We start from the raw sequence: 18,473 nt of genomic DNA on the forward strand, positions 1-18,473 counted from the left end.
TGGGTGTAAATAAGTAGGGTCGATGAATTTGCACTCAGCTATCAAGATGCCTCTAGTTATTTGATTGTGTAAAGAAAGCGATGGGGTGGCTGCTTGTGCTGGGTGTGAGTTAGATGCTGATCTTTGTTATGTATGAGTAGTTGGGGCTGATTTTTTTTATGTAGTTAAGCCTGTGCTCCGTGATTTCATAAAGTCTGTTAAAACCCAGTTTTGACGCTACATGCCATTCCGGAATTAGGTCGTCCGACTCTATTAGAATCGTTTTCCGTGTTCCTTCATCTTGCTGATTAAGCTCCTGAGCCGCATGTGCGGTAGTTCCAGAGCCAGCAAAAAAGTCTAAGATTAAGGCATTTTTTGATGTCATCTGATGAATTATATCTTTGATGTATGCAATTGGTTTTGGTGTGTCGAAAGCCTTATCACCAAAAATTTTCTTTATTTCAGTTGTGGCTTTGTCGGTGTAGTGAAGAGAGTTTTCTTGCCACATGCTGCGAATTTTCTTCCGCTTCCCAATAGAAGAGTAGTTTTTAACGTAAATAGTTCCTTTGGGGCTTGCGTACAACTTCCATGAGTTTTCTTTTGCCGTATCTCTACCCCAGAGCCATCTGCGTTCAATGCCTTTCGAGTCTATAGGGTAGGCTGATTTGAGACCTGTACTGTACTCTAGATACACTTGGCCATTTGTATCGTAGTATAGTGGGTAGAACATATTGGGACGGTCATCTCGGCTACTGGCTTCTCCCTTTTTCCGGAACAGGCCGTCTATACGATATAGACCATGTTCGTCCTGCTTGTCATAGTTGCCGTAGTCATCAGGTGTTCCGGGTAAGACAGCGGATTTACTTTTTCCGTATACAAGCAAGTATTCGTGGTTGATTGCGATGTTCTTTCTACTTCCTTTGCCATTCTTTGATCTGCAAACTGAAATATTCCCTATGAAATTTTCTTCGCCAAAGATCATATCAAGCAAGACTTTAAGATACGCATGTTCATAGTCATCTATGCTTACAGCGATAACTCCATCGTCTTTAAGGATTTCATGAGCCATCACCAGTCGTGGAGTCATAAACTCCATCCATGATGTGTGTCGCCCAAAAACTCCGTTGGAAGGAGATTTTCTAGAATCATTGTATAGAAATGTGCTTCCAGTATTGTAGGGCGGGTCTATATAGATGAAATCAATAATTGGCTTGTGGCTGGAAGCTAATGCTGTTAGGTAGTTAAGGTTATCGCCGGCAAATAAAAGGCAGTCTTTCTGGTTCAGCTCGGTGAGATCAACTTTCACTGGTTGAGGTTGAAATAGATCCTGCTGCTTAATATTTGCACAGCCTATATTTATAAGCACTTTATTGATTTTGCTCACGAATGGTGGAATCATTGGATGCTCCGGCGATAACTGCGGCATTATAGAGTCTTTTGACATCTCTTGCACTAGGAATGAGTTATGAGAATTCCCGAGGAAAGGCTTACAGTATCTGATCAGATGAAGGAGTTTGATCAATGGCTAACTCCGCAGTTGGAGCGTATAAAGGATAGCGATAAATTTTCTTCAGAAATCGACTCTATTTGTAATTGTATTCGCCACTTGTCTTCACATATAAGTGATCCTATGAATGAGGGGGGCTGGTCTATAGAGTCGATTGCTAATGCTGTTATTGGTTCAAGTGAAGCATTTGTTGGTGGGGATTCGTTTGCGGATGATGAATCTCGTGTTGCGTCCTTCTATTCGGCTTTTTTTAATTTGTTATTCATGGCTACGGGCGCTACTGATAATAATTTGAAAAATCACTTCTTAATTAAGCTAAATCAGAATGAGGTTTCTTCTTTTGTGCCGAAGAGAAGTATCTCAAAAAAAGGTATAGTTTTTTCCCTCAAGGAGTTGCCTGAGGCTACAAAGGCAGAATTTGTAGCTAGGGTGCTTGCTAGTTGTTTTGTCGGCGGGTTGCCAAAGTATCGAGCGCTGATTAGCACTGAGCCAGTATTTTCACTAGATCAGTATCTGTCTATTTATCTTCGTGAGTATATAGGTCTGATTCTGCAAGATGAGGAGGACCTTCTTCAGTTGTGGGCAATCTGTCGTTCTTATTTGGAACTTTCACGGATGTCCGCCAAGGTTGACTTTGGTAAATATCTGTTAAATTCGAGCACGATATATAAGATTCGTGGGAGTGTTTCTGCGTCTGGTGGGCACATTACAGAGTCTATTCTTAGAGAGAAGTTGACTGTAATAGGGCTGCGTTCGGGTATAGATTTTAATGAGTCTGATGTTAATTTTGGAGAAATTGAAGTTGTTGAGAGTGGAAGGCGCAGAAAAAAGACAAGGGCTTATGATTTTATATTGCCATACAATGTAGAGGGTTGGGAGCCAAAGCCCAAGCTATTTATACAGTCGCAATTCTATGCGGGGGATAGTGGTAGTGTCTCCCATAAAGTAGTGGATCAGACAGCTAGTTCTAGGCGTCTTACCTTAGAGGATTATCCCGCTGCACGGTTTATCGAGTATCTTGATGGGGCTGGTTACTATGCTTCACTGAGAGGTGATCTTGAGCACATGCTTACCTTTGATGATACGCATTCATTTATTCAGGTTAAGTCAATCCTTGTTAGGCTTCGTCGAGAACTTCAGGTTATTGAATTTCTGACTCCGGTAGAGTTTGAGCATGCAATTTTTACAAGCTCTCCTGCTACTCGCCAGAATGTAATTTCAAAACTTTTGTCCGAAGGATACCCTGAAGAGGAAATTGAGCGTGCCGAAAATGTATCTCTAGGCTTGGGGTATATCAGTCTAGATGATTCAGGATATGCGATAAATCCGGATCGCTTAGATATTGCTCGAAGACTGTTTATTCTTGATGTGGCAGCTTGCTGTGGGCGAAGTGTAATTGAGTCGGAGCGTAAGTCGGGTAGATTCCTGCTTATTCCAGGTTTTGGTGCTAATTATGGGATTCTAGGTTCTGACCTAAGTAGGCTTGTATTAGAAAAAGCTTTGTCGCTGGTTGTTGATATTGTTGAGTATGAAAAAGATATTGAGTGGCTTCTTGATCAGGGAGTTATCTCTAGAAGGTGAAATTTGAGGAATTTCAGCTTGTAGAGATTTCCGGATTTTTTGGTTTTATATAATGTTTTATTGTTTTGCGGGATTTCTTTTCTATTCCGCATTTCGGAAGTTTTTAACTGACGTCTGCTGTCTTGGGACCATTTCATAATTTTCTTCAATCGTAGAAACAATCATGGCAATGAGCCTACCAAGCTGCTCATCATTTTCTCGAATAGTGCCGTTCAACTCGTTGAACGGCTTGAAGCTGTCGATATCCACGTAGCACACCACCGACTCGCGGCCTTGCTGCAGCAGGCGGGCGAGGCATTGCTGGATCGGTACGTTGCCTGGCAGCAGGGTGAGCGGGTTGGCGTGGCGGGCCTGCTGGATTTTCAGCTCGGTGATCAGCTTGAGCACGTCGATCACCCGGCCAAGCCCGCAGTAGCGGCCCTGACGAGTGATGATGAAGTCTTCCTCCATGCGTTGCCGCGCGCGGCTGGTGAGCAGGCGACTGACCTGCTGCAGCGAATGGCCGATGTCCACGGCGAGAAAGTCGTTGCTCATCAGCCGGCTGATCGGCTTGCGCGCGAACAGATCGGTGGCGAAGGGTTTGAGCAGGGCGTCGGACAGCGAATGGCGATGGACGATGCCGACCGGCTGTTGCCTGTCATCCAGCACTGCCAGGGAGTTGAGATTGGCCTGGGCGCGAAAGGCTTCCAGCACCATGGCGATGGGGGTGTCCTGGGGCACCGCCGGCTGTTCGGCGAGCAGCGCAGAGAGGTCGCCGCTGTCCTCGCCGAGTGCCGGAGCCAGGTTGTCCAGGCGCGGTAGCAGCTTCTGCGCGTCACGCGGTGGCTGCTCCTGGGGGCGACATAGCAGATAGCCCTGAACCAGGTCGACGCCCATCTCGATCAGGGTCGCCAGTTCTTCCGCCAGCTCGATGCCTTCGGCGATCACCTGGGCGCGCGAGGCCTTGGCCATCTTCAGGATCGAACCGACAAACTCGCGCTTCACCGCGTCTTGGTGGATGCCATCGATGAAGTGGCGGTCGATCTTCACGTAGTCCGGGCGCAGTTCGGACCACAGGCGCAGGCTGGAGTAGCCGGCGCCCAGGTCATCCAGGGCGATGGAGAAGCCCATGGCGCGGTAGTGGTGCAGGGCGGTGTCGAGCAGGCCGAAGTCTTCGATCGGTGCCTGTTCGGTGAGTTCGATCACCACCTGGTCCGGTGGGATGCCAACGTCCTGCAGCAACTTGAGTGTGCGTCCTGGCTGGTGGCTGGATTCGAGCAGCGACTCCGGCGAGACGTTGAGAAACAGCTTGCCGCTCAATTGCTGACCGCGGAAGTGGCGGCAGGCGCTCTTGCGTGCCAGCAACTCCAGTTCGCTCAGGCGGCCGACATTGCGGGCCACGCTGAACAATGCCAGCGGCGCGTGCAGCGGGCTGTTGGAAGGGCCGCGGGTTAGCGCCTCGTAGCCGAGGATGCGCCGTTCGGAGAGGCTGACGATGGGCTGGAACAGGCTGTGAAGGTCGCCGTGAGCGAGGATGGATTCCAGCGCGCTCAACTGCTCGGTGACGGTCATGGGCGTCTCGTTCTGCGGAATGAAAAAGGGCCGGTATCGCTACCGGCCCCTCTATTTCACGACAGTTCGATGACTGTTTGATTACGTCAGTGCTTGGCGACGGTCGCTTCCAGGCCGAGGTAGTCGAGCAGGATGTGCCCGCTTTCGGTGAGGTAGGCGTCGTCTTCCGGCTTGGTCTTCTCCGGTTCCACCGGGGCGGCGTCCTCGTCCTCTTCCTTGATTTCCTTGAGCAGCTCCTCGCCCTTGGCCAGGCGCTTGGCGTTTTCCAGGCTCAGTTGACGCTTCTCGATATCCGCATGCTGGGCGCGACGTTTGTCCTCGTTGAGGCTGACGCTGGTCTCGGCCATCAGCTCCTGAGCCAGCGCCAGGCGTTCGCGGGTGAAGACGAAGTCCGGATTGCCGGAGGTGCGCGATTCGTGACGAGCCTTGAGTTCTGCCAGGAACGGTTTGTAGGGGTTGCTGTCCGGGCGCACGGCCGGCTTGATGCTGTCCCAGGGCATGGCCTCGGGCAGGGCGCTCTCACCGATTTCCTTGGTGTCGACGATGTCCGGGTAGGCGATGTCCGGCAGCACGCCCTGGTGTTGCGTGCTCTGCCCGGAGACACGGTAGAACTTGGCCAGGGTCAGCTTCAGCTCGCCATGGTTGAGCGGCTGGATGGTCTGCACCGTGCCCTTGCCGAAGGTCTGGCCGCCAAGGATCAGCGCGCGATGGTAGTCCTGCATGGCGCCGGCGAAGATCTCCGAGGCAGACGCCGAGAGGCGATCAACCAGCACGGCCAGCGGGCCGTCGTAGAACACGCCAGGCTCCTCGTCGGCCAGTACGTCGACGCGGCCGTCGCTGTTGCGCACCAGTACCGTCGGCCCCTGGTCGATGAACAGGCCGGTCAGTTCGGTGGCTTCCTGTAGGGAGCCGCCGCCATTGTCGCGCAGGTCGATGACCACGCCGTCGACTTTCTCCTGTTTCAGTTCACCCAGCAGGCGCTTCACGTCACGGGTGGTGCTCTTGTAGTTGGGATCCTGGGCGCGGTAGGCCTTGAAGTCCAGATAGAAGGCCGGAACCTTGATCACGCCGAGTTTGTAGTCGCGTCCCTCGTGCTGCAGCTTGAGCACCGACTTCTGCGCCGCCTGTTCTTCCAGCTTGACCGCTTCGCGGACGATGGTGACCACTTTGCTGGTCTGATCGCTCGGCGCGTTGGCGGCCGGGATCACTTCCAGGCGCACCTTGGAACCCTTGGGCCCGCGGATTAGCTTGACCACTTCGTCCAGGCGCCAGCCGATCACGTCGACCATTTCCTTGTCGCCCTGGGCTACGCCAACGATCTTGTCGGCGGGTGCGAGCAGCTTGCTCTTTTCGGCCGGGCCGGCGGGCACCAGGCGCACCACCTTGACGTACTCGTTGTCGCTCTGCAGCACGGCGCCGATGCCTTCCAGCGACAGGCTCATGTTGATGTCGAAGTTCTCCGCGTTGTCCGGGGAGAGGTAGTTGGTGTGTGGGTCGTAGGTCTGCGCGAAGGCGTTGATATAGGCCTGGAACACGTCCTCGCCGCGGGTCTGCTCGAGACGCTTGCGCTGGTTCTTGTAGCGTTTCTGCAGCAGCTCCTGGATGTCCTTGCTGTCTTTGCCGGCCAGCTTCAGGCGCAGCACCTCGTCTTTCACGCGCTTGCGCCAGAGATCGTCCAGTTCGGCCTGATCCTTGGCCCACGGAGCTTTCTCGCGGTCGACCAGCAGGCTTTCGTCGAGGCTGAAGTCGATCTTGTCGACACCCTCGGCCAATAACGCATCGACGTGATCAAGGCGTTCCTCGGCACGCTGCAGGTAGGTGCGGTAGATGCGGAAACCAGGTTCCAGATCGCCGCTCTTGAGCAGGTCGTCGAACTTGCTCTGCCAGCGGTCGAACTGGGCGATATCGGCGGCGGTGAAGTAGCTGCGTGCCGGGTCGAGCATCTTCAGGTAGCCCTCGTAGATCTTCGCCGAGCGGGCGTCATCCAGCGGGGGCTTGTTGTAGTGGTGACGCTTCAGCAGCTCGACCACATTGAGGCTGGCGATCACCTGTTCGCGGTCAGGCTGCAGGTAGGCCCAGTTCTCCGCGGCGGCCTTGGCGGCAGCGGGCAGGGAGTGCAGGCCGAGAAGCAGGGCCAGGGCGGTAGCGGGGAGGAATCTCTGCATGGTGGTTCGACGCGAAGGCAGGTGATAACGCATATTAGGCCGTCTGATAGGGCGCCGGTTCCGTGGGAGCCGGGCGGCAGAATGCAAAAACCCGACGGTAGGCGCAAAGCCGCATGCTGTCTATTGCCGGGGTCTTTACTCACTATGGAGGCAGCATGAAGGCATTGCAAGGCATCGAGGGGCAGCTGGAGTGGGTGCAGCGGGCGGTTCCTGCCTGCGATGTGGGGCAGGTCCGCATTCGCGTGGCCGCCGCCGGCCTCAACCGCGCCGACCTGCTGCAGCGGGCCGGGCATTACCCGCCACCGCCAGGTGCCAGCGATGTTCTCGGCCTGGAGTGCTCGGGGGTGGTGGTAGAGGCCGGTGCCGGCAGCGTCTGGAAGGCCGGTGACCGGGTCTGTGCCCTGCTGGCGGGTGGTGGCATGGCCGAGGAAGTGGTGGTCGATGCCCGCCACGCCTTGCCGGTGCCGGAAGGCATGAGCCTGGCCGAAGCAGCCGCTCTGCCGGAGGTATACGCCACGGCCTGGCTCAACCTGTTCCAGCTGGCCGCACTCAAGCCCGGTGAGAAGGTATTGCTGCACGCTGGCGCCAGCGGCGTCGGCTCGGCGGCGATCCAGCTGTGCAAGGCCTTCGGCAATCCCTGCTGGGTCAGCGTCGGCTCGGCCGAGCGCCTGGCCTATTGCGAGGGCCTTGGCGCCCAGGGCGGTGCGATTCGTGGCGAGGGACTGGAAAGCCTGCGCGACTTCGGGCCTTTCGACATGATCCTTGACCCGGTGGGGGCCAGTTATGCCGAGCTCAACCTGCAGCTGCTGGCCCGCGACGGCCGCTGGGTCTGCATCGGCTTGATGGGCGGCAGCAAGGCGCCGTTGGACATGGCCCTGCTGCTCGGCAAGCGCATCCAGCTGACCGGCTCGACTCTGCGCAACCGCGATGAGCAGTTCAAGGCCGAGCTGTTGGCCGACCTGCAGCGCCATGTCTGGCCGCTGTTCGCCGAAGGGCGTCTCAAGCCGCAGCTGGAGCGTGTCTACCCGGCCAAGGACGTGGATGCCGCCTTCGCCGCGCTGGCCAGCAACCAGGTGGCCGGCAAGCTGGTGCTGCAGCTCGACGCGAGCCTGACCTGAGCCGGCTCGCGCGCTGTCAGTGCCAGGCGAGGATGTCCCAGCCGGCCTGCTCGGCGTGAGCGCGCAGGGTCGGGTCCGGGTTGACCGCATGCGGATGCGGCACCTGCTGCAGCAGAGGCAGGTCGTTGCGCGAGTCGGAGTAGAAATGCGCGCCGTCCAGGCTCTCGCCTTCGGCCTCTAGCCAGGCGGCGAGGCGGGTGACCTTGCCTTCGCGGTAGGTCAGTACGCCGCTGGTCTTGCCGCTGTAGCAGCCATGCTGCAGCTCGCAGTCGATGGCCAGGACTTCCTCGACGCCCAGGCGTTCGCCGATGGCGCTGACCAGGAAATGTGCCGAGGCGGAGATGATCAGCAGGCGGTCGCCGGCCGCACGGTGAGCGGCCAGGCAGCGCATGGCGTCGCTGTAGATGATCGGCTCGATCACGTCTTCGACGAAGGGGCCGACGATGAACTCGACTTCCTCCGGCGTGCGCCCCACCAGCGGCGACAGGGTGTAGGCCATGTAGTCCTCCATGGCCAGCTTGCCCTGGGAATAGAGCGCCATCAGCTCCTGTTCGCGGGCGAGGAAGGACTCGCCGTCGACCCACTGGATGTCGGCCATGTGCTGTGCCCACAGCGAGGCGCAGTCGCCGTGGATCAGGGTTTCGTCGAGGTCGAAGATCGCCAGGGCCATCACGCCACCTCCCGGATCGCGTTGGTGTCGATGGACAGGCCGACGCACTGGCCCTTGCCGATCAGCGAACCTTCCGAGCGGTTAAGCACATCCACCAGCAGTTCCACGCCGTTGGCTTGCACCCGGTAGCGGATCACGTTGCCGAGCAGGCTGTGGCCGAGCACCTCGGCGGCAATGGCGCCGCTGTCTTCCAGGCGGATGGACTCGGGGCGGATGGCAATGCGCTGGTGCACCGGACGCAGCAGCAGGCGGCTGGCGGCATCGGCATCGAGCAGGTTGTAGTTGCCGATGAAACCGGCGGCGAAAGCGTCAACCGGCGCGGTGTAGAGGGACTCGGCATCGCCGCTCTGGACGATCTTGCCGGCGTTCATCAGGAAGATGCGGTCGCTCATGGTCAGCGCTTCCTCCTGGTCGTGGGTGACGAAGATGGTGGTCAGGCCCAGCTCCTGCTGGATGGCGCGGATCTGCTCGCGCAGGTGCTTGCGGATGCGTGCATCCAGCGCCGACAGCGGCTCGTCGAGCAGCAGCAGGCGCGGGCGGGTGACCAGCGAGCGGGCCAGGGCCACGCGCTGGCACTGGCCGCCGGAAAGCTGGTGCGGGTAACGCGCGGCATAGTCGTGCAGCTCCACCAGGCGCAGCACTTCGTCGACGCGCTGGGCGGTCTCGTCCTTGCCGACCTTCTGCATGCGCAGGCCGAAGGCGACGTTCTGCTGCACGGTCATGTTGGGGAACAGCGCGTAGCTCTGGAACACCATGCCGATGCCGCGCTTCTGCGGCGACAGCGGCACCAGGTCCTGGTCGCCCAGGAGGATCTGCCCGCCATCGACCTCGGTTAGGCCGGCGATGCAGCGCAGCAGGGTGGACTTGCCGCAGCCGGAAGGGCCGAGCAGGGTGACGAACTCGCCTTTTTCGATCTCGCAGTGGATGTCGCTGAAGATCGGGGTGGCGCCGTAGCTTTTGTGCAGGCTGCGGATACTCAGGTAACTCATGAAGGTGTCCTTGTAGGCTTCGACTCGCTGCGCTCGCGCGCAGCCTACGGTTTGTCCTTGTTCAGGCGGGTGGCCGCCCAGGTGAAGAGCAATACGAAGAAGAAGTAGGAAATGACCAGCGCGCTGTTGAAGTGGCCGCTGCTGTTACGCATGTTGTTCAGGTACACCTGCAGGGTTTCGTAGCGGGTACCGACCAGCAGGTTGGCGAACACGAACTCGCCGAACAGGAAGCTGAAGGAAAGGAACAGCGAGACCATCAGGCCGTTGCGCAGGTTGGGCAGCACCACCAGGAAGGCGGCCTTCCAGGTGCTGGCGCCGAGCAGGTGGGCGGCGTCCATCAGGTCGCGCAGGTTGATCGCCTGCAGGTTGTTGGTGATGGCGCGGTACATGAACGGCAGGGCCACGGTGAAGTAGCAGCCGATCAGGATCCACGGTGTGCCGACCATCGCCAGCGGTCCGGAGCCGTAGACCTGCAGCAGGCCCACCGAAGACACCACCGGCGGCACGGCGAAGGGCAGCAGGATGAGGATGTTCATCACCCCGTCCAGCTTGGGGAAGTGGTAGTGCACCACGAACAGCAGCGGCAGAATCAGCACCACCGCCAGCAGCAGCGCGCCCAGGCACACCAGCAGCGACTGGCCGAAGGCGGCGAGGAAGCGCGCGTCGCTCCACAGCGCCAGGTACCACTTGAAGGTCAGGCCATCCGGCAGGATGGTCGCCGACCAGCTGGTGGACAGCGAGTAGAGCAGGGTGGCCGCCAGCGGCAGCAGCAGGATCAGGAACAGCAGCCATACCACCACGCGGTGGTAGAGGGCGACGGGTTTGGTTTCAGCGCGCATCGTGATAGCTCCTGCGCAGCAGCCACTGGTGCACCACGGTGATCAGCGCCATCAGGCCGACCAGCACCATGGCCAGGGCACTGGCCAGGTTGGGGTCGAGGCTGATGTCGCCGGCCACCAGGCCGGCGATGCGGATCGGCATCACGTTGAAGTTGCCGGTGGTCAGGTAATAGACGGTGGCGTAGGCGCCGAGGGCGTTGGCCAGCAGGATGACGAAGGTGCCGAGCAGTGCCGGGGTCAGCACCGGCAGGCCGATATGTCGCCAGAAGTCCCAGCTGCCGGCGCCGAGCAGTTGCGCCGACTCGCGCCAGTCCTGGCGCAGGGCGTCGAAGGCCGGGTAGAGCAGCAGTACGCCCAGGGGGATCTGGAAGTAGGTGTAGAGCACGATCAGGCCGGTCTTGGAGTACAGGTTGAAGTCGTCGATCACGCCGGCCTGCTTGAGCAGCAGGGTCAGTGCGCCGTTGAAGCCGAGCAGGATGATGAAGGCAAAGGCCAGCGGCACGCCGGCGAAGTTGCTGGTCATGTTGGAGAAGGCCATGACGAAGTCGCGCAGCTTCGAGTCCACCTGGCGCAGCGAGTAGCTGCCGAGGATGGCGATGACGATGCCGAACAGGCTCGACCAGAAGGCGATCTGCAGGCTGTGCTTGATCGCCTGCAGGTAGAACTTCGAGGAGAAGATCTTGCTGAAATTGGCCAGGCTCCAGCTGTCGCCAACAATCAGGCTGTTGACCGCCACCCACAGCAGCGGGGCGACCTGGAAGGCGAAGAAGAACACGGCGAAGGGCAGCAGGCACAGCAGGGCCAGCCACTTGCCGCGAAGAACGGACATCACTTGAGCAGTTCCTTGCACAGGGGTTTGTCGTGGGCGGCACCGAGCAGCGCGCAGATGGTGCCGCACAGCTCGAGCTGCCGGGGACGGGCGTTGGCATCGAGGCTGAAGGCCTCGCCCAGCACCAGCAGCGGGACCTCGCGCTCTTCGGCCAGCAGGCCGTTGTGCGAGCGGTCGTTGTTCATGCCATGGTCGGCGGTCACCAGCACCTGGTAGCCGGCGTCGAGCCAGCCCTGCAGGTAGTCGGCGAGGATCACGTCGGCACGCCGTGCAGCGTTGCGGTATTGCGGCGAGTCCAGGCCATAACCATGGCCGGCGTCGTCGATGTTCATCGGGTGCACCAGCAGGAAGTCCGGCGCGTGTCTGAGGCGCAGGCTCTCGGCGTCGGCGAACAGGTGCGAGTCCGGGTAGTGGTCGGCGTAGTAGAAGTGGCCGTGCTGGATCGGCAGGGCCGCATCGCTGGTGTGGCGGTCGCGGGCGGCGACGAAAGGTGCGCGGTTATACAGCTCGCTCATCCAGTGATAGGCCGCGGCGGCGGTGGTCAGGCCGGCGTCACGGGCATAGTGGAAGATGCTGCGCTCCCTGGACAGACGCACCACATCGTTGTGCACCACGCCGCTATCGATTGGCGCAACGCCAGTCATGATGCATTCGTAGAGCGGGCGTGACAGCGCCGGCAGTTCACATTCGAGGCGGTACAGCGCGGCGCGGCCGGCGGCGCAATAAGCCTGCAGATGGCCCAAGGCATGCCGGGCGACCTCGTAGTTGAGACCGTCCAGCAGCACCAGGATAACTTTGTGTTTCATCGCGATAGTCCTCAGCGAAAACGGGGCGTTGCGCTCCCCTCGCCCACGTGTGGGAGAGGGGCCGGGGGAGAGGGCCAGCCTTGCCACCCTCTCCCCGGCCCTCTCCCGTAAACGGGAGAGGGAGTAAAAGCACAGCCCCGCATCGCGGTTACTGCATTTCGATGATCACGTTTTCCTGCCACAGCTGCGGCAGGGCCTTGGACGTGGCTTCCCAGGCAGCGGCATCCTTGATCGGCTGGACCTTGGCGTACTGCTCGTTGGGCAGCAGCTTGGCCTGCACTTCCGGCGGCAGGGTCAGGTGCTCGGCGCGGATCGGCCGGGCATTGCCCTTGGCCAGGTTGATCTGGCCGGCGTCAGAGAGGATGTACTCGCGGGCCAGCTTGGCCGCGTTGGGGTGCTTGGCGTACTTGTTGATGATGGTGGTGTAGCCGGAAATCACCGAACCGTCGGACGGGATCAGCACCTCGAAGCGACTCGGGTCGATCTGGTCGCGGTAGGACAGGCCGTTGAAGTCCCATACCACGCCGACTTCCACTTCGCCTTTTTCCAGGGTCTGGATGGTCGGGTTGGACAGCGACAGGCGGCCCTGCTTGGCGATCTCGGCGAAGAAGTCCAGGCCCGGCTGGATGTTCTTCTCGTCACCGCCGTTGGCGATGGCGGCGGCCAGCACGCCGTTGACGGCCTGCGCGGCAGCGCTGACGTCACCGATGGCGACCTTGTACTTGCCTTCCTTGAGGTCGGCCCAGGACTTCGGCGGCTCCTTGACCAGCTGCTTGTTGACGATGAAGGCGATGGAGCCGGTGTAGGCCAGCATCCAGTGGCCATCGGCATCCTTGGCCCAGGCCGGAATCTGCTCCCAGGTGCTCGGCTTGTAGGGCTGGGTCACGCCTTTCTGCACCGCGATGGGGCCGAAGGCGGCGCCAACGTCGCCGATGTCGGCGGTGGCGTTGTCCTTCTCGGCCTCGAATTTGGCGATTTCCTGGGCCGAACTCATGTCGGTGTCCATGTGCTTGAGGCCGTACAGCTTGTTCAGGTCAGCCCAGGTGTCTTTCCAGTTGGCCCAGCTGTCGGGCATGCCGACGCTGTTGACTTCGCCCTCTGCGCGGGCGGCTTGTTCCAGTGCTTTCAAGTCCTCGTTGGCCATGGCCTGGTTACCCAGAACAATGGCCGATCCCATCAGTGAAGCCAGCAGCAGGCGTTTCATCGTGAAGCTCCTTAGCAGGGTGGAAGTTTGGTCTAGATCAGCAAGACCCAGGCCAAATCTAGAGGCTTTGTATGACGTTTTTATGGCGATGCCATGCACCCAGGCATGCGTGGGAAAGCGTAGACCATAGCTAAGTGGCTGATTTGTCGAAGTTGCAGGGGGCCACATGGCATGCGGCGTGCAGGCCCTACGGGAAGAAAACTGGCTGTCATCTGACAGTCATCTAGGCTGCCTAGCATGACCGGCGCCTGCACCGGCTTGGTGCTGGTCTATGCCAGATTGGGAGAAAAGCATGCGCGAAGAAGCGCCGCGTACCGTTACTGCTATCTGTCGTGCTCTGCAGGAGCAGATTGACCACGGCCTGTTGCCCGAAGGTGGGCGGTTGCCGGCCGAGCGCGCGCTCAGCGAGCTGTTCGAAACCACCCGCATCACCCTGCGCGAGGCATTGGGGCAGCTGGAAGCCGAGGGGCTGATCTATCGCGAGGAGCGTCGTGGCTGGTTCGTCTCGCCACGGCGGTTGGCCTACAACCCGCTGGTGCGCAGCCACTTCCACGCCATGGTGCGCGAGCAGGGCAGGGTACCCTCGACCGAGGTGCTGAGCGCGCGGCTGATGCCGGCGCCAGTGGACATCTGCGAGCGCCTGGAACTGCCGGCGCTGTCGGCGGTGCTGCAGATTCGTCGGGTACGGCGGATCGACGGGCGCCTGGTGCTGTATGTCGAGCACTACCTCAATCCGGCCTACTTTCCGGGCATCCTCGACGCCGACCTGACCGCCTCGCTGACCGAGCTGTACGCCAGCCGCTACGACATCCGCTACGGCCGGGTGGCCTTCGATATCCTGCCGACTGCCTTGCCGGCGGATGCCGCCTTCAACTTCAAGGCGGCGCCCGGTAGTCCGGCGCTGTGCATCACCCGGGTCAACCGCGACCAGCACGGGCGGATCATCGACTGCGACGTGGAGTACTGGCGCCACGACGCCGTGCGAGTGAGCGTCGAAGTGCCGGATTGAGCGGCCCGCGTAGGAGAAAGCTCCCTCTCCCGTTGACGGGAGAGGGTTGGGGAGAGGGACGAGACTTAGGCCAGCTCGGCGCTGCCGTAGAAGGCGCTCAGCACCCGCACCAGGTGCGCCAGGTCGTGGCTGCCGGCCAGCTCGCGGATGGAGTGCATGGCGAAGGTCGGCAGGCCGATGTCGACGGTGGGTACGCCCAGCTGACTGGCGGTGATCGGGCCGATGGTCGATCCGCAACCCATGTCGCTGCGCACCACGAAGCTCTGTACCGGCACTTCCTCGGCCAGGCACAGGTGGCGGAAGAACCCGGCGGTCTCGCTGTTGGTGGCGTAGCGCTGGTTGCTGTTGACCTTGATCACCGGACCAGCATTGAGCTTGGGACCGTGATTGGCATCGTGCTTGTCGGCGTAGTTGGGATGCACGCCGTGGGCGTTGTCGGCCGAGACCAGCAATGATTTCTGAATGATCCGTACAAAGGCATCGCCTTCCGGCAGCACGCGGCGCAGGACCTGCTCGAGGAATGGGCCGTCGGCGCCGCAGGCCGAGCAGGAACCGATTTCCTCATGGTCGGTGCACACCAGCACGCAGCTTTCATCGCCATCGGCTTCGATCAGCGCCTGCAGGCCGGCGTAGCACGACAGCAGGTTGTCCAGGCGCGCGCCGGCGATGAAGTCCTGGTTGAGGCCGATCACCGCGGCGCTCTGGGTGTCGTAGAAACTCAGCTCGTAGTCCAGTACCGCGTCGGCGCTGATACCGTGTTCCTCGGCCAGGCGCTCGGTCAGTACGGCGCGGAAGTCGGCACTGTCCTCGCCGGGGAACTGGGCGAGTATCGGCGGCAGCTCGGTCTGCGGGTTGATCGCCCAGCCCTGGTTGGCCTCGCGGTTGAGGTGAATGGCCAGGTTGGGGATCACGGCGATCGGCTGTTCGAAGTCGATCAGCAGGCTCTGTACCTTGCCGCCTTCGCGGAAGGTCACGCGGCCGGCCAGCGACAGGTCACGGTCGAACCAGGGGGCGAGCAGGGCGCCGCCGTACACCTCCACGCCGAGCTGGAAGAAGCCCTGGCGCTGCAGTTCCGGCTGCGGCTTGACGCGCAGGCAGGGGCTGTCGGTGTGCGCGCCGACCAGGCGCAGGCCGCCATCCAGCGGGGCGCGGTGGCCGAGACGGAAGGCGATGATCGAGGAGTCGTTGCGGGTCACGTAATAGCAGCCGCCCGGCTCGGTGTGCCAGGGTTCGCGCTCATCCAGTGCGCGGAAGCCGGCGGCCTGCAGGCGCTGGGCCATGCTGCGGGTGGCGTGGAAAGGGGTGGGCGAGGCCTTGAGAAAATCGATCAGACCCTGGTTCAGCTCTGCGCGCATAACGGACTCCGGACGGCGATGCCCGAGTTTATCGGATTCCGCCGCTGGATTGGCAGGAGCCTGTCAGGGATGCGCAGCAGTCTGTAGGGTGGATCGCGCTGTATCGATCCACCGAGCGGCGTGGTGGTGGATGAAAAAAGCGTCATCCACCCTACGGGCTGTGAAGAGCGGTCTAGAAGGGCGCCGGGCACTCGAAGCGCAGGCGTTCGCCGGTCTGTGGGTGGGTCAGGCTCAGCATGCTGGCGTGCAGGCATAGGCGCGGCCAGGCGGCCAGGGCCTGTTCGTGGGCATAGAGGCCGTCGCCAAGCAGCGGGTGGCCGATCGACAGCATGTGCACGCGCAGCTGGTGCGAGCGGCCGGTGATCGGCGTCAGCTCGACGCGGCAATAGTCGCCACAGCGTTCCAGCACGCGCCAGAAGGTCAGGGCGTGCTTGCCGTGCTCAAAGTCGACCACATGGCGCGGCTTGGTCGGCGGGTCATAGCGCAGTGGCAGGTCGATGCTGCCGCTGTCCAGTTCCGGCTGGCCCCAGCACAGGGCGGTGTAGGCCTTTTCGGTTTCGCGGTCATGGAACTGGCGGGACAGTTCGCGGTGGCTGTCGGCGTCACGGGCCAGCACGATGATGCCGGAGGTTTCCCAGTCCAGGCGGTGGACGATGCGCGCTTCCGGGTAGCCGTTTTCCTGCAGGCGGGTCACCAGGCAGTCACGGTTGTCCTCGGCGCGGCCGGGCACCGAGAGCAGCAGGGTGGGCTTGTTGATGACCAGCAGGGCGTTGTCCTGATGGAGTATCTCGATGTTCGACAACGGCATGGCGGTTCCACAAATGACGACGGCGGCCGAGGCCGCCGTCGCTTACCCCGTCTGAATCAACGATCCGGCAGGGTGATGTTGAGTTCCAGGATGGAGCAGCTGCCCTGGTTTTCCAGCGCTACCTGCACCTGATCCTGCTCGATGTTGACGTACTTGCGGATCACCTCGACCAGCTCCTTCTGCAGGGCCGGCAGGTAGTCCGGCTGGCTACGCTGGCCGCGCTCGTGGGCGACGATGATCGACAGACGCTCTTTCGCAATCGACGCAGGGGTTTCCTTTTTGCGTTCACGAAAGAAGTCGAAAATGTTCATTAGCGCGCTCCAAACAGGCGTTGCATGAGTCCTTTCTTCTGCACGTCGAGGAAGCGATGCGGCACTTCCTTGCCGAGCAGGCGGTCGACGGCATCGCTGTAGGCCTGGCCGGCGTCACTCTGGTCGTCGAGGATGACCGGTACGCCCTGGTTGGAGGCTTTCAGCACGGCTTGGGACTCGGGGATCACGCCCAGCAGGTTGATGGCGAGGATTTCCTCGACGTCTTCCACGCCGAGCATTTCGCCTTTGGTGACGCGCTCGGGGTTGTAGCGGGTCAGCAACAGGCGCTCCTTGATCGGCTCCAGGCCCTGCTCGGCGCGGCGCGACTTGCTGGCCAGCAGGCCGAGCATGCGGTCGGAGTCGCGTACCGAGGAAACTTCCGGGTTGGTCACGACGATGGCTTCGTCGGCGAAGTACATGGCCATGTGCGCGCCGGTCTCGATGCCGGCCGGCGAGTCACAGATCACGTATTCGAAGTTCTGCGACAGCTCGTCGATGACTTTGCCCACGCCTTCCTTGGTCAGCGCTTCCTTGTCACGGGTCTGGCTGGCGGCCAGCACGTAGAGGTTCTCAAGGCGCTTGTCCTTGATCAGGGCCTGAGTCAGGGTCGCTTCACCGTTGATCACGTTGACGAAGTCGTACACCACGCGGCGTTCGCAGCCCATGATCAGGTCGAGGTTACGCAGGCCCACGTCGAAGTCGACGATGACGGTCTTGTGCCCGCGCAGGGCGAGGCCGGTGCCGATGGCGGCGCTGGTGGTGGTTTTACCCACGCCGCCCTTGCCGGAAGTCACTACGAGGATCTTGGCCAAGGTGATTCACCCCAAATATATGAAAAATCGGGAAATCCGGCGCCGGTAAACTGGCTTCCGAATGCCCCTTTTGGTCCCTGAAATTGGGCCGCAGTATCCGTTAAAGGCGGGTGATGTTCAACACGTCACCCGACAGGTTGACTTGCACCGATTGCCCCCACAAGGGATCGCGGCGCAGCTCTTCCGCGGTCTTGTATTGCCCCGCCACGGAGAGCATTTCGGCGCCCATCTGCTGGCAGAAGATGCGCGCCCTGGTATCGCCCTTGACGCCGGCCAGGGCGCGGCCGCGCAGCGGGCCGTAGACATGGATATTGCCGTCGGCGAGCAGTTCCGCGCCGGCGCTGACCGGCGCCATCACCACCAGATCGCCGCCCTGGGCGTAGATCTGCTGGCCGCCACGTACCGGGCTGGTGACGATGCGGGTCGGCTTGTACTGCGGCTCGGCCGGCTTCTCTTCCTTCTTGCGAGCTTCGACGGGCTCGACCAGCTTTTCGCGGGCGCCGGACGGCGGCAGTACCGGGATGTCCAGGGCCTCGGCGGCGGCGATGTCGTCCTCGCGGCTGGCACGAATGGCCAGGGTGCGCAGGCCGTGCTGGCGGCAGAGGTCCATCAGTTTGCCCAGGTCGAGTGCGCCTTCACCTTCCGGCAGCTTGTCCAGTGCCAGCACCAGGGGGATGTTCTGGAAGAAGTTGGGCGCCTGCGCCACTTTCTCGGCCAGTTGCCGGTCCAGGCGCTCCAGGTCGTTGTGCGCCAGTTCCAGCACGGTGATGGCGAGCATGCTGCCCTTGAGCTGGAACACGGGGTCTTGGTCGAGGAGGTCGGCTTGGCTCATGGTTCGCCCACTGCATTGAATGGGCACGACTTATAACGATAAGCCCGCAGCGCCGCAAGCCGGGCGGACTTCTGTAAAATGCGCGGTTTTCCCGCCTGCCCGGAATCA

The 18,473-nt window shown here is 60.7% G+C and carries 16 protein-coding genes and 1 pseudogene; 3 read left to right on the top strand and 14 right to left on the bottom strand.

The window, feature by feature from the left end; genetic code table 11:
* Positions 1-109: 109 nt before the first annotated feature.
* Positions 110-1,378, bottom strand: a complete 1,269-nt coding sequence (locus ACOAPY_RS07150) for a site-specific DNA-methyltransferase (RefSeq protein ID WP_465155883.1) — start codon at positions 1,376-1,378, stop codon at positions 110-112.
* A 66-nt stretch (positions 1,379-1,444) separates the two neighbouring features.
* Between ACOAPY_RS07150 and ACOAPY_RS07155 the strand changes: the two genes are divergently transcribed.
* Entirely contained in the window at positions 1,445-3,067 is a 1,623-nt protein-coding gene (locus ACOAPY_RS07155) for a hypothetical protein (RefSeq protein WP_465155885.1), read from the top strand.
* A gap of 126 nt (positions 3,068-3,193) precedes the next feature.
* On the opposite strand, the pseudogene ACOAPY_RS07160 reads toward ACOAPY_RS07155, so the two are convergent.
* Both ACOAPY_RS07160 and ACOAPY_RS07165 read right to left on the bottom strand, forming a co-directional pair.
* Positions 3,194-4,618, bottom strand: a pseudogene (locus ACOAPY_RS07160) (EAL domain-containing protein); the annotation flags it as partial.
* 86 nt (positions 4,619-4,704) lie between these two features.
* The gene (locus ACOAPY_RS07165; protein WP_465155886.1) at positions 4,705-6,783 is read right to left on the bottom strand and encodes a carboxy terminal-processing peptidase; all 2,079 of its coding nucleotides are present in this window, start codon (positions 6,781-6,783) and stop codon (positions 4,705-4,707) included.
* Between the two features lie 155 nt (positions 6,784-6,938).
* Here ACOAPY_RS07165 and ACOAPY_RS07170 point away from each other — a divergent pair, with 155 nt between their 5' ends.
* On the top strand, positions 6,939-7,901 hold the full coding sequence (locus tag ACOAPY_RS07170) for an NAD(P)H-quinone oxidoreductase (RefSeq protein WP_465155887.1): 963 nt from the start codon (positions 6,939-6,941) through the stop codon (positions 7,899-7,901).
* 16 nt (positions 7,902-7,917) lie between these two features.
* On the opposite strand, the gene ACOAPY_RS07175 is transcribed toward ACOAPY_RS07170, so the two are convergent.
* From ACOAPY_RS07175 to ACOAPY_RS07200, 6 genes are all read right to left on the bottom strand, one after another.
* Positions 7,918-8,571: an HAD family hydrolase gene (locus ACOAPY_RS07175; RefSeq protein WP_465155888.1), complete on the bottom strand. Its 654-nt coding sequence runs from the start codon at positions 8,569-8,571 to the stop codon at positions 7,918-7,920.
* Positions 8,571-9,560, bottom strand: coding sequence for an ABC transporter ATP-binding protein (locus ACOAPY_RS07180; protein ID WP_076584362.1), 990 nt, complete (start codon positions 9,558-9,560; stop codon positions 8,571-8,573). Before ACOAPY_RS07180 ends, ACOAPY_RS07175 begins: the two co-directional genes overlap by 1 nt.
* Positions 9,561-9,604: 44 nt before the next feature.
* A complete protein-coding gene (locus ACOAPY_RS07185) occupies positions 9,605-10,399 on the bottom strand; it encodes an ABC transporter permease (protein WP_076584367.1) in 795 nt (264 codons plus the stop codon).
* Positions 10,389-11,228 (bottom strand): ABC transporter permease, encoded by an 840-nt coding sequence (locus ACOAPY_RS07190; RefSeq protein ID WP_139332530.1) that lies wholly within the window; start codon positions 11,226-11,228, stop codon positions 10,389-10,391. Before ACOAPY_RS07190 ends, ACOAPY_RS07185 begins: the two co-directional genes overlap by 11 nt.
* Complete coding sequence (locus ACOAPY_RS07195) at positions 11,228-12,034, bottom strand: alkaline phosphatase family protein (protein WP_465155890.1); 807 nt, start codon at positions 12,032-12,034, stop codon at positions 11,228-11,230. Before ACOAPY_RS07195 ends, ACOAPY_RS07190 begins: the two co-directional genes overlap by 1 nt.
* Before the next feature lie 148 nt (positions 12,035-12,182).
* Positions 12,183-13,238: an ABC transporter substrate-binding protein gene (locus tag ACOAPY_RS07200; protein WP_076584371.1), complete on the bottom strand. Its 1,056-nt coding sequence runs from the start codon at positions 13,236-13,238 to the stop codon at positions 12,183-12,185.
* 292 nt (positions 13,239-13,530) lie between these two features.
* Between ACOAPY_RS07200 and ACOAPY_RS07205 the strand changes: the two genes are divergently transcribed.
* Positions 13,531-14,247: a UTRA domain-containing protein gene (locus ACOAPY_RS07205; protein WP_465155891.1), complete on the top strand. Its 717-nt coding sequence runs from the start codon at positions 13,531-13,533 to the stop codon at positions 14,245-14,247.
* A gap of 65 nt (positions 14,248-14,312) precedes the next feature.
* On the opposite strand, the gene ACOAPY_RS07210 is transcribed toward ACOAPY_RS07205, so the two are convergent.
* The 5 genes from ACOAPY_RS07210 to minC form a co-directional block, all read right to left on the bottom strand.
* Entirely contained in the window at positions 14,313-15,602 is a 1,290-nt protein-coding gene (locus ACOAPY_RS07210; protein ID WP_465155892.1) for a M18 family aminopeptidase, read from the bottom strand.
* Positions 15,603-15,774: 172 nt separating this feature from the next.
* Positions 15,775-16,410, bottom strand: a complete 636-nt coding sequence (locus tag ACOAPY_RS07215; protein ID WP_076426259.1) for an RluA family pseudouridine synthase — start codon at positions 16,408-16,410, stop codon at positions 15,775-15,777.
* Between the two features lie 56 nt (positions 16,411-16,466).
* Positions 16,467-16,721 (bottom strand): cell division topological specificity factor MinE, encoded by a 255-nt coding sequence (gene minE, locus ACOAPY_RS07220; protein WP_021701941.1) that lies wholly within the window; start codon positions 16,719-16,721, stop codon positions 16,467-16,469.
* A complete protein-coding gene (minD, locus tag ACOAPY_RS07225; protein ID WP_076426258.1) occupies positions 16,721-17,533 on the bottom strand; it encodes a septum site-determining protein MinD in 813 nt (270 codons plus the stop codon). The genes minE and minD overlap by 1 nt, the downstream gene beginning before the upstream one ends.
* A 100-nt stretch (positions 17,534-17,633) precedes the next feature.
* Positions 17,634-18,365, bottom strand: coding sequence for a septum site-determining protein MinC (minC, locus tag ACOAPY_RS07230; RefSeq protein ID WP_465155894.1), 732 nt, complete (start codon positions 18,363-18,365; stop codon positions 17,634-17,636).
* Positions 18,366-18,473: the final 108 nt, after the last annotated feature.

The sequence above is a fragment of the Pseudomonas stagnisoli genome, from assembly GCF_048595745.1.
GTDB lineage: Bacteria > Pseudomonadota > Gammaproteobacteria > Pseudomonadales > Pseudomonadaceae > Aquipseudomonas > Aquipseudomonas alcaligenes_A.